This is a genomic window from Labrys sedimenti (assembly GCF_034424805.1).
In the GTDB taxonomy this organism is placed as follows: Bacteria; Pseudomonadota; Alphaproteobacteria; order Rhizobiales; family Labraceae; genus Labrys; species Labrys sedimenti.
In genome coordinates this window covers 574,567-588,822 of record NZ_JAXOUF010000002.1, presented here as the reverse complement: position 1 = coordinate 588,822, position 14,256 = coordinate 574,567, and the positions used below count along the sequence as shown (strand labels likewise).

The 14,256-nt window shown below is 63.6% G+C and carries 13 protein-coding genes and 1 pseudogene; 5 read left to right on the top strand and 9 right to left on the bottom strand.

Annotation, left to right across the window (positions count from 1 at the left end):
* Positions 1-4 precede the first annotated feature (4 nt).
* Positions 5-1,168: an alpha-D-ribose 1-methylphosphonate 5-triphosphate diphosphatase gene (locus tag U1R88_RS09195; RefSeq protein ID WP_322430961.1), complete on the top strand. Its 1,164-nt coding sequence runs from the start codon at positions 5-7 to the stop codon at positions 1,166-1,168.
* Positions 1,165-1,770, top strand: coding sequence for a phosphonate metabolism protein/1,5-bisphosphokinase (PRPP-forming) PhnN (gene phnN, locus U1R88_RS09190; RefSeq protein ID WP_322430960.1), 606 nt, complete (start codon positions 1,165-1,167; stop codon positions 1,768-1,770). The genes U1R88_RS09195 and phnN overlap by 4 nt, the downstream gene beginning before the upstream one ends.
* Before the next feature lie 22 nt (positions 1,771-1,792).
* Here phnN and U1R88_RS09185 read toward each other — a convergent pair whose 3' ends face one another.
* The 7 genes and pseudogenes from U1R88_RS09185 to petA form a co-directional block, all read right to left on the bottom strand.
* A complete protein-coding gene (locus U1R88_RS09185; protein ID WP_322430959.1) occupies positions 1,793-2,833 on the bottom strand; it encodes a LacI family DNA-binding transcriptional regulator in 1,041 nt (346 codons plus the stop codon).
* Between the two features lie 186 nt (positions 2,834-3,019).
* The gene (gene ychF, locus U1R88_RS09180; protein ID WP_322430958.1) at positions 3,020-4,117 is read right to left on the bottom strand and encodes a redox-regulated ATPase YchF; all 1,098 of its coding nucleotides are present in this window, start codon (positions 4,115-4,117) and stop codon (positions 3,020-3,022) included.
* A 193-nt stretch (positions 4,118-4,310) separates the two neighbouring features.
* Positions 4,311-4,913, bottom strand: a complete 603-nt coding sequence (pth, locus tag U1R88_RS09175) for an aminoacyl-tRNA hydrolase (RefSeq protein WP_068288382.1) — start codon at positions 4,911-4,913, stop codon at positions 4,311-4,313.
* A 168-nt stretch (positions 4,914-5,081) separates the two neighbouring features.
* A complete protein-coding gene (locus U1R88_RS09170) occupies positions 5,082-5,702 on the bottom strand; it encodes a 50S ribosomal protein L25/general stress protein Ctc (protein WP_068288379.1) in 621 nt (206 codons plus the stop codon).
* 163 nt (positions 5,703-5,865) lie between these two features.
* On the bottom strand, positions 5,866-6,429 hold the full coding sequence (locus tag U1R88_RS09165; RefSeq protein WP_068288376.1) for an adenine phosphoribosyltransferase: 564 nt from the start codon (positions 6,427-6,429) through the stop codon (positions 5,866-5,868).
* Between the two features lie 189 nt (positions 6,430-6,618).
* Positions 6,619-8,769 (bottom strand): annotated as a pseudogene (locus tag U1R88_RS09160) (cytochrome c1).
* 11 nt (positions 8,770-8,780) lie between these two features.
* Positions 8,781-9,335 (bottom strand): ubiquinol-cytochrome c reductase iron-sulfur subunit, encoded by a 555-nt coding sequence (petA, locus tag U1R88_RS09155; RefSeq protein ID WP_105861606.1) that lies wholly within the window; start codon positions 9,333-9,335, stop codon positions 8,781-8,783.
* Positions 9,336-9,647: 312 nt separating this feature from the next.
* Between petA and U1R88_RS09150 the strand changes: the two genes are divergently transcribed.
* The 3 genes from U1R88_RS09150 to blaOXA all read left to right on the top strand — a co-directional run bounded on the left by U1R88_RS09150 (position 9,648) and on the right by blaOXA (position 12,156).
* Positions 9,648-10,118, top strand: a complete 471-nt coding sequence (locus U1R88_RS09150; RefSeq protein ID WP_322430957.1) for a tRNA (cytidine(34)-2'-O)-methyltransferase — start codon at positions 9,648-9,650, stop codon at positions 10,116-10,118.
* Between the two features lie 84 nt (positions 10,119-10,202).
* Positions 10,203-11,114 (top strand): oxygen-dependent coproporphyrinogen oxidase, encoded by a 912-nt coding sequence (hemF, locus tag U1R88_RS09145; RefSeq protein ID WP_322430956.1) that lies wholly within the window; start codon positions 10,203-10,205, stop codon positions 11,112-11,114.
* 205 nt (positions 11,115-11,319) lie between these two features.
* On the top strand, positions 11,320-12,156 hold the full coding sequence (gene blaOXA, locus U1R88_RS09140; RefSeq protein ID WP_322430955.1) for a class D beta-lactamase: 837 nt from the start codon (positions 11,320-11,322) through the stop codon (positions 12,154-12,156).
* A gap of 30 nt (positions 12,157-12,186) precedes the next feature.
* Here the strand turns inward: blaOXA and serS are convergent, their stop codons facing one another.
* Both serS and U1R88_RS09130 read right to left on the bottom strand, forming a co-directional pair.
* Complete coding sequence (gene serS / locus U1R88_RS09135; protein WP_322430954.1) at positions 12,187-13,449, bottom strand: serine--tRNA ligase; 1,263 nt, start codon at positions 13,447-13,449, stop codon at positions 12,187-12,189.
* Between the two features lie 240 nt (positions 13,450-13,689).
* Entirely contained in the window at positions 13,690-13,932 is a 243-nt protein-coding gene (locus U1R88_RS09130) for a hypothetical protein (protein ID WP_068288358.1), read from the bottom strand.
* Between the last annotated feature and the right edge of the window lie 324 nt (positions 13,933-14,256).

The following is a 14,256-nucleotide window of genomic DNA, read 5'->3' as shown; positions in this document are numbered from 1 at the left end:
AACCATGCCTGATCTTGAGCAATTTGTTCTCTCAAATGCCCGCCTCGTCCTGGCCGACCGCGTGATCGGCAAGGGCTGGATCGCCGTCGACAAGGGCCGCATCGCCGAGATGGGCGAGGGCGAGGCGCCGGAGAAAGGTTTGGACATGGCAGGGGATCATATCCTGCCCGGCCTGGTGGAACTCCATACCGACCATCTGGAAGCCCATTACTCGCCGCGCCCTTCGGTGCGCTGGCATGCCCTCAGCGCCGTGATGGCCTATGACGCCCAGATCGCGGCTGCCGGCATCACCACCGTGTTCGATTCCATCCGTCTCGGATCCGAGACGGAAGAAGGCACCATCTCCAAGGAGGGCACGGCGCTGGCCGGAGCCCTGGAAGAAGCACGCCAGCACGGACATCTGCGCGTGGAGCACCGCACCCATATTCGCTGCGAGCTCGCCACACCCGACGTCCTCACGGCCTTCCAGGCCTTCCGGGAACTCTACCCCGTTCATCTGGCGTCGCTGATGGATCATACCCCCGGCCAGCGCCAGTTCCGCGATCTCAACACCTGGATGAATTTCTATTTTCCACGCCGGGTGCGCGGCGAAACCGATGTCGAGACCTACATCAAGGACAAGCTCGACAGGCATGCCCGCTTCGCATTGCACAGCCGTTCCAGCCTGGTGGCGCTGGCGCGCGAACATGGCATCGTGCTCGCCAGCCATGACGATGCCACCGCCGGGCATGTGGAAGAAGCGGTGGCCGACGGTGTCGCCATCGCCGAATTCCCCACTACGCTCGAAGCGGCCCTCGCCTCCCACGCAGCCGGCATCAGCGTGATGATGGGTGCGCCCAACGTCGTGCGCGGCGGCTCCCATTCCGGCAATATCGCGGCGTCGGACCTCGCCGGAGAGGGCGTACTCGACATTCTCTCCTCTGATTACGTACCGGCCAGCCTGCTGCTTGCCGCCTTCCAGCTGCCCGAGCGGGTGCCCTCGATCGACCTGCCGGCGGCGGTGCGCATGGTCAGCGATACGCCGGCCCGTGCCACCGGCCTTCATGATCGTGGCCGGCTGGAGCAGGGACGCCGCGCGGATCTGGTGCGGGTAACCCAGGTTGCCTCGGGTGCCGGCACCACGCCGATCATCCGCCGTGTCTGGAGCGAGGGCAAGATCGCGGCATGACCGACGAACCCGCCTTGATCCAGCCCAAACCGCGCCTCGGCAAGCTGATCGCCATCGTCGGACCGAGCGGCGCGGGCAAGGACACGTTGATCGATGCCGCCCGCCTGCGTTTCGCCGACCATCCCGGCCTGATCTTCCCGCGCCGCATCATCACGCGTGAAAGCAACAGCTCGGAAGATCACGATACGCTGTCCGAGGAGCGCTTTGCCGAGTTGGAAGCGCAAGGAGGCTTTTCGCTGTCCTGGCGTGCGCATGGCCTGAGCTATGCCCTGCCCCTCGAGGTGCGGCTGGCGACCGAGGAAGGTCGCCATGCCGTCTGCAACCTCTCGCGCTCCAGCCTGCCGGAAGCACGCCAGCGCTTCGCCGGCCTCAGCGTCGTGCTGGTGACCGCGCCGGCCGAGATCATCGCCCAGCGCCTGGCGGCCCGCGGTCGCGAAAGCGAAGAGATGATCCGGGCGCGCCTGGCCCGCAAGATCGACCGCGAGGACAGTCTCGCCCCCGACCTCATCATCCGCAATGACGGCCCGGTGGAAGCGGCAACAGACAGGCTGATCGCCCATCTGCAGGCCGAACTCTCCGGACAGGCACAGGCGATGGAATAGGCCGGAACGGCGGATCGTAGGATCAGGCGCGCGGACCGGCGACCGATCCCCGCAAATCGAGCTCGCAGGCCACCTCGACGGTCCGGGGCGCCTCGCCGGGCTCGGCCAGGCGCTGCATGAGCTGGGCCCAGGCGACTTCGGCAATCGCCTGCACCGGCTGTATCACCGCGGCAATCGGCGGGTGCGTCACCTGCATCCATTCGATGTCGTCGAACCCGACAACCGACAGATCCCGTGGCATGACGAGGCCGCGTCTCTCCACCTCCCGCAACGCCGCAAGCGTGGCGGGACTGTACAGCGTGAAGATGGCCGTCGGCAGCCTTCCCTTGTCGAAGCGTGAGGCCATCGCCGTCATGGCCGACGCGACATCGGGGCCGCATAGCAGGACTTCAACATCGTCAGCGATGCCGGCCTGTTGCGCTGCAGCCATCGCGCCATTGACGCGATCACGCATATTGGTGAGATCGAGCGAGGAAGGGCCGAGCAGGATACGCCGATGCCCCCGTGCCACGAGTGCACGGATGACGGCGGCGCTGGCCTCGACATTGTTGACGCTGACGCGATCGAAGCCCGTCTCGTCGGGAACGCGGTCGAGCAGGATCGTGGCAACCTTCTGATCGAGCAAGGAAGCTTCGGCGGCCGGACGCCCATCCGTCGGCACCACGATCATGCCGGCGACCCGCCAATCGAGCAGTGCCTCGGTCTGGGCAGCCTCCCGCTCGGTCTTCTCGGCGCTGGAAACGGTCACCAGCCGATAGCCGCTCCCCTCCGCCAGGCGCTCGAAATGGGCGACCATCGAACCGAAGAAGGGGTTGCGGAAGTCCGGAACGATGAGCCCGACGATCGAGCGGCGCGAGCGGCGCAGATTGGCTGCCAGCGGGTCGACCCGGAAACCAAGCTCCCGCACGGCGGCATGGATACGCGCCACGCTCTCGGCCTTCACGGCGCCGAGGCCGCGAAGCACTTTGGAAACGGTGGCGGGCGAAACATTGGCAAGCCGGGCAACGTCATGAATGGTCGCCCGCTCGCCCGGCGTCTTGCGTGGCGGCTCGTTGGATTGCATGGCCCCCGCCCCTGTCACGAACGAACACTCACGCCATCATAGCACAGATAAATCGATTTCCTTCCGCCAATCGGCAGCATTCCACCAGGAGCCACCAATTGGCATATCACAATGTTAAATTACGCCGAACCCGCAGGCAAACAAAGACCTTTCAAGATCTTCAAATCGAGCGCTTTTTATTTGCACTCAAGTCGCAAAGCGGAAATGCAGGACATCGCCGTCAGCGACCACATAGTCCTTGCCTTCCAGACGGAACTTGCCGGCTTCCTTGGCACCCGCTTCGCCGTTCAGCGTGACATAGTCGCCATAGGCAATGGTTTCGGAGCGGATGAAGCCCTTCTCGAAATCGGAATGGATCACACCGGCGGCCTGCGGCGCGCGCATGCCCTTGGTGATGGTCCAGGCCCGGGCTTCCTTCGGCCCCACCGTGAAATAGGTGACGAGATCGAGCAGCTCATAGCCGGTGCGGATGACGCGGTTGAGGCCAGGCTCGTTCAGGCCGATGGCATCGAGGTAGTCTTTCTGCTCCTCGGGCGGCAGAATGGCGATCTCACTCTCGATCTTGGCAGAGACCACCACCGCCTTGGCGCCTTCCTCGGCGGCGCGGGCCTTCACCCTGTCGGACAGGCCATTGCCTTTGTCGGCGGAGGCTTCCTCGACATTGCAGACATAGAGGACCGGCTTGGCGGTAAGGAGCTGCAGCATGTCGAAGGCCCGGCGCTCCTCCGGCTTGACCTCGACCAGACGGGCAGGCTTGCCCTCGCGCAGCAGCACCAGGGCCCGGTTGATCAAATCGAGGCTTTCCTTGGCTTCCTTGTCGCCACCCCGCGCCTTCTTCTCCAGCGCCACCACGCGGCGCTCCAAGCTGTCGAGATCGGCGATCATCAGCTCGGTCTCGATGGTCTCGATATCGGCCACCGGGTCGATCTTGCCCTCGACATGGGTAACGTCGCCATCCTCGAAGCAGCGCACCACATGGGCGATCGCGTCGCATTCACGAATGTTACCCAGGAACTGGTTGCCGAGGCCCTCACCCTTGGAGGCCCCCCGCACCAGGCCGGCAATGTCGACGAAGGTCAGGCGGGTGGGAATGATGGTGCCGGACTTGGCAATGGCAGCGAGCTTCTCCAGGCGCTCGTCGGGCACCGCCACATCGCCGACATTGGGCTCGATGGTGCAGAAGGGATAGTTGGCCGCCTGCGCCGCCGCGGTCTGCGTCAGCGCATTGAACAGGGTCGACTTGCCGACATTGGGCAGGCCGACGATTCCACATTTGAAACCCATGGTGATCGCTCGTTCATCTTGTAGCCGGCGCGCTCCTGCCGCCGACGAAATCCGTTAGGGTGCTGGGTAGATAGGAAGCAGCGCAACGTCAATGCTTCCCTGGGAGCGCGGACGTCCTCGTCCGCATCGTCCCATCCTGTAATCGTGACGCTTCCAAGAGCGGACGAGGACGTCCGCGCTCCCAGAAACCCCCTCACGCTCCCGCTAGCTTGGCGGCGCCGTGCCCCCTCGCCTCCATGAACAAATGCACCTTGTTCTGGAAGCTCGCATCCTCTCCATCAGCCAGCAGTGGCGCTGCATCGGCACAGGCCGTGCACAGATCCTCGACCCAAGGCCATTCCGCCTTGGCAAAGTCGCTCAGCACGAAATGATGCACCAGCGCCTTGTCACCGGGATGACCGATGCCGAGCCGGGCGCGGCGATAGTCGTTGCCGCAATGGGCCGTGATCGACCGGAGGCCGTTATGCCCGGCATTGCCGCCGCCGACCTTCACGCGCAGCTTGGCGGGCGCCAGGTCGAGCTCGTCGTGGAAGACCGTGAGATCGGCCAGGCCGATCTTGTAAAAGCGCATGGCCTCTCCGACCGATTGCCCGCTTTCGTTCATATAGGTCTGAGGCTTGAGCAGCATGACCCGTTCGGCGCCGACGCTGCCCTCGCTGACCTGGCCCTGAAAGCGCGAGCGCCAGGGTGCGAAGCGATGGCGCCGCGCGATCTCGTCGATGGCAAGGAAACCGATATTGTGCCGGTTGGCAGCATATTTGGCCCCTGGATTGCCGAGGCCGACGAACAGACGCATGATAGTCTCTGGAGCAAAGCGCGTTTAAGCGAAAACGCTGTTTTGCTCCAGCTCCTCGTTCGAACGCGTCTTTGCGATTCTTGGTGACTCCATCAAATCGCCAAACGCTATGAAAGCACGAATGGCCGGGACGAGCCCGGCCATCGCAGCAATGGATATGCAGCCGGATTACTTCTTGGCGGCGTCGGCGGGCTCGGCAGCCGCCTCGGCGGCGGGAGCAGCCTCTTCACCAACCGGCGGCACGATCGAGACCAGCGTCGCATCGTCCTGCCCGGCGTAGGAAACGCCTTCCGGCAGCTTGATCTGCGAGACGTGGACCGAATCGTTGATATCGAGAGCGGCGACGTCGACATCGATCGAATCGGGGATCTTGTCGGCGGGAGCCAGAACCGAGAGGGAGTGCGTCACGATGTTGACGGCACCGCCGCGCTTCACGCCCACGGAGGTCGCGGCGTTGACGGCATGCACGGGAATATCGACGCGCAGACGCGAGCCGGCATCGACACGCAGGAAGTCGACATGCTCGACGGTGTCCTTGACCGGGTCGAGAGCATAGTCGCGCGGAATGGCGCGGGTCTTGCTGCCATCAACCTCGATCTCGAACACGGTGGTGAGGAAGTGGCCGGCATAAACCAGCTTGTTGGCTTCCTTGGCGTCGAGAGCGATGGAAACGGGGGGCTTGCCGGCACCGTAGATCACGGCCGGCACCTTGCCTTCACGACGAACGGCACGCGCGGCCCCCTTGCCCACTTGCGTGCGAGCCGTGGCGGAAATCTGCTTCACGGACATTGTATGTTCCTAGGGTTGTTCAAAGAAAAAGGCCGCTGGCGCGGCCGGTTCGGTCGTTCCGCATTGCCTCCAGGGGTGTCTGGTCGCGGAACGGCGTTCTCATAGACGCATCCCGGGCGAAAAGCAAGAACCCGCTCGTCTTGCCGGAAGGCCGCTGCCCCGTTCAATGGCCTTCGAAGGACACCAGCGTATGCACGGGCACGCCCAGCGCCCGGATCTTGTCGGCCCCTTTCAGCTCGGGCAGGTCGATGATGAAGACCGCAGCCAGCACGTCGGCCCCGATCTCGCGCAACAGCTTGACCGCCGCCTCTGCCGTACCGCCGGTGGCGATGAGGTCGTCGACCAGGATGACCCGCTCGCCCGGTTTTACCGCATCCTTGTGGACTTCCATTTCGTCGAGGCCATATTCCAGCGAATAGGCGATGCGCACGGTCTCGTGCGGCAGCTTGCCCTTCTTGCGCACCGGCACGAAACCGGAGGAGAGCTGGTGGGCGAGTGCGCCCCCCAGGATGAAGCCGCGCGCCTCGATCCCAGCCACCTTGTCGATCTTGGCACCCGCCCAGGGCTGCACCAATTCGTCGATCGCCCGTCGGAAAGCCCAGGCATCGCCCAACAAGGTGGTGATGTCGCGGAACGCCACTCCCGGCTTGGGATAGTCGGGAATGGTGCGGATCGCGTCCTTGAGGAAGCGGGCTGTGGAGCCCGAGAGTTCTATCTTGGCGGTCATGATCTGCCTTCCGGGGATTCGTTGCCGAAAAAGACCACGCTCGCACGCAAGAGTCGAGGCCGGACCAGCCAGCCGGCTTCCCACCGGTCGAGCCAATAAATCGATCGAGAGGAAACTGCAGGGCCTGAAACAGCAAAGCCGGGGATCGGCGATCCCCGGCTTTGCTCAATCAAGCGTTGGTCGAAGCCCTCAATGGGCGTCGGCCCAGATCTTCTTCTTGGTGTAATAGAGCAGCCCGGACAGCACGATCAGGAAGATGATCACCACGAAGCCGGTCTGCTTGCGCTTCTCCAGCGAGGGATCGGCCGCCCATGCCAGGAAGGCGGCGACGTCACGTGTGTACTGGTCGACCGTCTGCGGCGCACCGTCGGTATATTCCACCTGCCCATCGGCCAGCGGCTTGGCCATGCCGATCGAAGCGCCGAAGATCTTGTTGTAGTGGCCGTTCGGCGGAACGGTGACGCCCTCCGGCGGCTTCTCGTCATCCTTCAGATAGCCATCGGTGATCAGGGCATGGATATAGTCCGGCCCCTGCTCCTGGTACTGGGTGAAGATGTCGAAGACGAAGCCGGGGAAGCCGGACTTCACACCGCGCGCCTTGGCAAGCAGGGACATGTCCGGCGGAATGGCACCATTGTTGGCAACGGCGGCAGCCTGATCGTTGGGATAGACCAGCGGGAAATAATCCGCGGGCCGCCCCTTGCGCTCGAGCACCTCGCCCTTGTCGTTGGGCACGTCCATCACGGTGTATTCGGCCGCGAGAGCCTTGACCTGGCCTTCAGTGAAACCGGGGCCACCGGGATCGGCCAGGGTCCGGAAGGCAACGCGATGCAGGCTGTGGCAGGCCGAGCAGACCTCGCGATAGACCTTGAAGCCGCGCTGCAGCTGGCCCTGGTCATAGCGGCCGAACGGACCCGCAAAGCTCCATTGCTGGCGGGTCGGCTGCTCGCCTCCCTCCGCCCAGGCGGGCTGGGAGAGGCCGGCAGCGCCGAACAGGGTGGCAAGGGCGACAGCCAGGCCGGCCACGCGTGACGGTTTGAACATCTCAATCATCTCGTTCGCCCCTCAGCCCTTGCTTTGCGATTCGGCGGTGTTTGCAGCCGGCAGGGGGATGCCGCCCGACTTCGCCAGAATGGCATCGGCGATGGAAGCGGGCACCGGCTTGGTCTGCTCAAACAACCCCAGCAGCGGCAGGGCGATGAGGAAGTAGGCGAAGTACAGCGCGGTCAGGATCTGGCCGATCAGCACCTTCGAGCCTTCCGGCGGCTGAGAGCCGATCCAGCCGAGGCCGATGCAGATCGCCACGAAGATGAAGAACACCCAGCGGAACACCGGACGATAGACCGCCGAACGCACCTTCGAGGTGTCGAGCCAGGGCAGCAGTGCCAGCATGACGATGGCAGCGAACATCATGATGACGCCCAGCAGCTTGTCCGGGATCGAGCGCAGGATCGCGTAGAAAGGCAGGAAGTACCATTCGGGCACGATATGCGCGGGAGTCTTGCCGGGATCGAAGGTGATATAGTTCTCCGGATCGCCCAGATAATCCGGCATGTAGAACACGAAATACATGAAGAAGACGAGGAAGCAGGCGATGCCGAAGGCGTCCTTCAGCGTCGCATACGGCGTGAAGGGCACCGAATCCTTGTCCGACTTGATATCGACGCCGGCCGGATTGTTCTGGCCGACCACGTGCAGCGCCCAGATATGCAGCACCACGACGCCGGCGATCATGAACGGTAGGAGGTAGTGCAGCGAGAAGAAGCGGTTCAGGGTCGGGTTACCAACCGCATAGCCGCCCCACAGCCACGTCACGATCGACTTGCCGAACACGGGAATGGCGGAGAACAGATTGGTGATGACGGTAGCGCCCCAGCCCGACATCTGGCCCCAGGGCAGCACATAGCCCATGAAGCCGGTTGCCATCATCAAGAGGAAGATGACGACGCCAAGCAGCCACAGCACCTCACGGGGCCCCTTATAAGAGCCGTAATACATGCCGCGGGCGATGTGGAGATAAACGGCGATGAAGAACATCGAGGCGCCGTTGGCGTGCAGCTTCTGGATCAGCCAGCCCCAGTTCACATCGCGGCGGATCAGATCGACCGAGGTGAAGGCCAGACTCGAATCGGAGACGTAATGCATCGCCAGCACCACGCCCGTGAGGATCTGCGCCCCCAGCATGAAGGAGAGGATGGCGCCGAAGGTCCACATATAGTTGAGGTTGCGCGGCGTGGGATAGGCGATGAACGAGGAGTGGACGAGCCCACCGATCGGCAGGCGGCTCTCGAACCACCGTCCAAGGCTGGATTTCGGGGTCCAGGTCGAGGTTCCGCTCATGAAATGTGACCTTAAGCTTGTGCGTTCGATTCGGCGCCGATCATGATCTTGGTCGGGCTCTCGAAATTATAGGGCGGAACTTCCAGGTTGAGCGGAGCCGGACCCTGACGGATGCGTCCCGAGGTATCGTAGACCGAACCATGGCAGGGGCAGAACCAGCCATGATAGGAGCCTTCGTTGACCAGCGGGATGCAGCCCAGATGCGTGCAGATACCGACCACGACCAGCCATTGCGCCTGGTCTTTCTTGACCCGGTCAGCATCGGCCTGGGGGTCCTTCAGGTCGGTCAGCTTGACGTCCTCGGCCGCTGCGATTTCGGCTTTGGTGCGGTGACGAATGAAGATCGGCTTGCCGCGCCAGAAGATCTTCACCGACTGTCCCTCGGGAATCGGCGTCAGGTCGACCTCGACCGGCACGCCCGCCGCGATGGTCGCCTTGTCCGGATTCATCTGGCTGATGAAAGGCCAAGCTGCGCCAGCGACACCCACAGCACCGACCGCGCCGGTGGCAATGTAAATGAAATCGCGACGAGTGGGCTCTGCGGCGTGTTCGTTCGTGACTGCCACGGATCGATCCTTCTCATACGTCGCATCCCGGCCGCCGCCGGGATGATGGAGGAACCGGACGCGACCGCCCCGCACCATCCATACTCTGCCAAATCTCGGCCACCCCAGCCGCGCCGAACCGGATCGCGGCGAAACTGGGGCAAACCTTATCAAGGGGCTCATGCCACTCTGTTGCGAAGTTGTCTAGATCGTGCAGCCCGCAAATGGCGCTATGTCGCATGACATCAACGCCATAAATGCAAATTCTCTATCCCCGATGCCGGAAGTGTCCCCTATGAAGAACGTCTCCGCTCTTGCCCCGCCGATGCTCCAATGCCGCTCACTCTCGCCTTGTTTCAGCCCGACATCCCCCAGAACGCCGGCACGATGCTGCGCCTGTGCGCCTGCCTTGGCGTGAAGGCGGCCATCGTCGAGCCCGCGGCCTTTCCTGTTTCGGACCGGGCGTTCCGCCGCGCCGGCATGGATTATCTCGACCGCCTCACCATCGACCGCCATGTGTCCTTCCCCGCCTTCGAGGCCTGGCGCGCCGCAAGCAGGCAGCGACTAGTGCTGCTGACGACCAAGGGCGCGGTACCCCATACCGGCCACGTCTTCCGGCCGGACGACATCCTCATGGTCGGCAGGGAATCAGCCGGCGTGCCCGATGCGGTCCATGCCGCGGCCGACGCACGGGTATTCGTACCGATGCGGGCGGGACTGCGCTCGCTCAACGTGGCCGTCGCCGCCGCCATGGTGCTGGGCGAGGCCCTGCGCCAGACCGACGGCTTTCCCTCCCAGGCATAGTCCCCCTGATCAGGCACGGCCGCCTTTCGGCCGTCATTGATCCTGCGCAATTGCCTGCTAGCGGAAACGGACTATAGAGGCAGCATGACAAAGCCCGGTTCCGCCCCTCTTTCTTCCGAGATCGCCCCCCGCCAGGCCGAGGCCCGTGCCTGGTTCGAGGCTCTACGCGATCAGATCTGCGTCGCCTTCGAAACCCTCGAGGACACGCTGCCCCAGACCCGAGCCCCTGCCGATACGGCCGCAGGACGCTTCAAGCGCACACCCTGGCAGCGGACCGACCACACCGGTCGCCCGGGCGGCGGCGGCGTGATGGCGATGATGCATGGCAGGGTTTTCGAAAAAGTGGGCGTGCATTGTTCGACCGTCCACGGGGAATTCTCACCCGAATTTCGTACCGACATCCCCGGCGCTGCCGAGGATCCGCGCTTCTGGGCCTCGGGCATCTCCCTGATCGCCCATCCCTGGAACCCCCATGTGCCCACCGTGCACATGAACACCCGATTCGTGGTGACAACCAAGGCCTGGTTCGGCGGCGGTGCGGACCTGACGCCGATGCTCGACGGGCGCCGTACACAGGAAGACCCGGACAGCCTCGATTTTCACGCCGCCATGCGCCGGGCCTGCGAGGCTCACGCGGTGGCCGACTATGCCCGCTACAAGAAATGGTGCGACGACTATTTCTTCCTCAAGCATCGCAACGAGTCGCGCGGTATCGGCGGCATTTTCTATGACGGGCTCGCCAGCGGCGACTGGCAGGCCGATTTCGCTTTCACCCAGACGGTCGGCACGGCCTTCGCCGCCATCTATCCCGAGATCGTGACGCGCAATTTCGAAAAACCTTGGACGGACGCCGAGCGCGACGAACAGTTGGTGCGCCGCGGACGTTATGTCGAATTCAACCTGCTCTATGACCGTGGCACGCTGTTCGGCCTCAGGACAGGGGGCAATGTGTCCTCGATCCTGTCGTCGATGCCGCCCACGGTGAAATGGCCCTGACTCGCCAGCGCCCGCCCTCTCCCTGCCGTCAGGCCGCAGCCGGATAGGTTCGCAGCCCGCTTTCGGACCAACGCATTTTGCGATTTGACGGAATCACGTCAAATCGCACTTTGTCCCCAGGGGCGGCGCGGCCTGTTGCTGCCATCGACAAGATCGGGCCACAATGTCTCTGACAGATGCGCGTCGACTCCGGAGACCCTGCTGCATGCACCGTCCGACGACCGCCCTGGTGGCCCTTGCCGCCGCCGTCTTCTCGACGATACCGGCCGGAGGAGGCAGTGCCCTGGCCCAGCCATCGGAAGTCGCCAGCGCCTGCACGCTGCTGGCCGACGTGGCGACCGGCAAGCTGCTCAAGCGGGAAGGAAGCTGCGACAGACCGATCACGCCCGCCTCGACCTTCAAGATCGCCATCAGCCTGATGGGCTATGATTCGGGCCTGCTGAAGAACGAGCATGTGCCCGCCCTGCCCTTTCGCGAAGGCTATGCCGACTGGGTGCCGGAATGGCGCACCAGCACAGATCCGGCAAGCTGGATGAAGAATTCGGTGGTCTGGTACTCGCAGCAGATCACCCGGAGTCTCGGCAAGCTGCGCTTCAAACGCTACGTCGCCGAATTCGACTACGGCAATCAGGACGTCTCGGGCGATCCGGGCAAGCAGAACGGGCTCACCCAGGCCTGGCTGAGCTCGTCCCTCAAGATCACGCCGCTCCAGCAGCTCGACTTCCTCGAGCGGATGGTGCGACACCAATTGCCGGTCTCGAGCCGCGCCTACGACATGACAGCCCGCATCCTCGTGCTGGCGCCGCTGTCCAATGGCTGGGAAATTCACGGCAAGACCGGCTCCGGTGCGCCCCGGCGCTCCGACGGCAGGCTCGATTTCGATCATGCCTATGGCTGGTTCGTCGGCTGGGCCAACAGGGACGGCCGCAACGTGGCCTTCGTTCACCAGGTGCAGATGGCCGGCAAGGGCAATCTCCGGGCCGGGCTGCAGGCGCGCGATGCCTTCCTGGCGGAGTTACCCGACCTGCTGGACGGGCTGTAATCCGGTCTGTCCCGGTCGGGCTGGCCCTCGTCACAGCAATTCCTTCCCATCGAGATAGTTGCGCAGGAAGGCGGGCACTCGGACCCGCCCCTGCGGCGTCTGGTGATTCTCGATCAAGGGCACCAGGATGCGTGGCGTCGCGATCGCGGTGTTGTTCAGCGTGTGGCAAAATCGGACCTGCCCCCGCCGATCGCGCCAGCGGATATTGGCTCGCCGTGCTTGCCAATCATGCAGGCTAGAGCAGCTATGGGTTTCCCGGTAGCACTCGAGGCTCGGCACCCAGGTCTCGATGTCGTTCATTCTCACCTTGCCCGGCCCCATGTCTCCAGTGGAGCATTCGACGACCTGATAGGGCAGTTCCAGGGCCTGCAGGATGGTTTCGGCATTGGCGAGCAGCCGGGCATGCCAATAGGCGGATTCCTCGGGATCGTCGCGGCAGATCACATATTGCTCCACCTTGTAGAATTGGTGAACCCTGAGCAGGCCGCGCACGTCACGCCCGCCGCTGCCGGCCTCGCGACGGAAGCAGGGAGAAAAGCCCACATAGAGCAAAGGTAGATCGCGCTCCTCAATAATCTCGCCGCCATGCAGGCCGGTCAGCGCGATCTCGGCGGTGCCGGCGAGATATGCACCATCACGCGGGAGTTCGAACGTGTCGTCCCTGGCGAAGGGAAAATGACCGGTGTTGACGAAGGCGTCCCCACGGACTAGGGCCGGAACGGAGATGGGCTGGAATCCCTCGCGGGCGAGCCGACGAGACGTGTCGAACAGCAGCGCCTGCTCCAGCAAGGCCAGACGCCCCTTCAGCACATAACTGCGAGCCCCGGCAACCTTGGCAATCCGGGATTGATCGATCCAACCATGCCTGTCTGCAATGGCGACGTGATCGAGCGGCGGAAAGGCGAAGTCGGGCCGATCGCCGACGGCGCGCACCAGTTGATTGCTCTTTTCATCCGGCCCAACAGGCGCCCCTGGCCAGGGAAGGTTGGGAACCGTCAGCAAAAGGTCACGCAAGGCCTGTTCCGTTTCTCCGACATTCCCCTGGAGAGCGGTAAGTTCGCTTGCGATCGCCCTGGAACGTTCGGCGCCGGCCGCGCGCAGCGGCGCGGATGCACCTGCGAACTGTGCCGTGATACGATTTCTTTCCGCCCTCAAGGTTTCGAGCCGCATTTTGCCGCGACGCAAATCAGCATCGAGGGCCAGGATCCGATCCAGATCGACCGTCGTGCCCTTGGCCCGGGTGGCTTCAGCGACCGCGGCGGTGTTGTTACGAATGAAAGCGATGTCCAGCAATGTTGCCTCCTGATACTGGCGACGCGCAGCGGCAGGAGCAAACGAAAAGGCCCTGCCGGAATGGCGGGGCCCTGGTTGAAACGCGATGGCGGAAAGAGTTCAGCGCATGCGACTGCAACCCGGCCCCAGGGGGTCGGACGAGATCAGCCGCGAGTTCGATCGATTGAACCTGAACATAGAACCACCCTGCCAGTGACGCCGGCGCAGGTCAACTGGCCCTGGCCGCGAAAACCGCCCTTCTCAGTCGGCCGTCGGCAAATGGCGCATGGTGACGAAGATCTGCCCGTCCGGCAGTTCTTCCCAGTATTCGATCTCTGTCATATAGGCCGCCTTGGGATAGCGGGTAAACAGATCGCGCGCCTTGGCACGTGCTTCCTCACGCGGCAAAGTAAAACTCTCGCGCCGGAACCCAAGCGACGTCTGGGATCGTCGGTCTGCATGGCGTTTGGCCAACGTTCCTGGCCGGATCTCGTCGCTACGCATTCTCGTATCCTTGGCCTATTCCGTTGAGGCAAGCCCGATCGGAAACCTAAGGATCCAATTTAGGGCCTCACGGCTCAAGAGTCGAATCGCAAAGGTAATACTCGGGCTCCCCTCATCCCCCTGCCGGGACCTTCTCCCCCAAGGGGAGAAGGAGGTTAACTTTATAGCGCAGCACCTGTTGGACAGCGACCGGGCCGCACAAGGCTTTCCCGGTCTAGTCCCTTCTCCCCTTGCGGGTGCCGCCAACTCCTTTGGAGTTGGCTAGAGGTCCCGGCAGGGGGATGAGGGGCCAGGGGACCCTTCGCGAAAATCGCATTCCGCTTC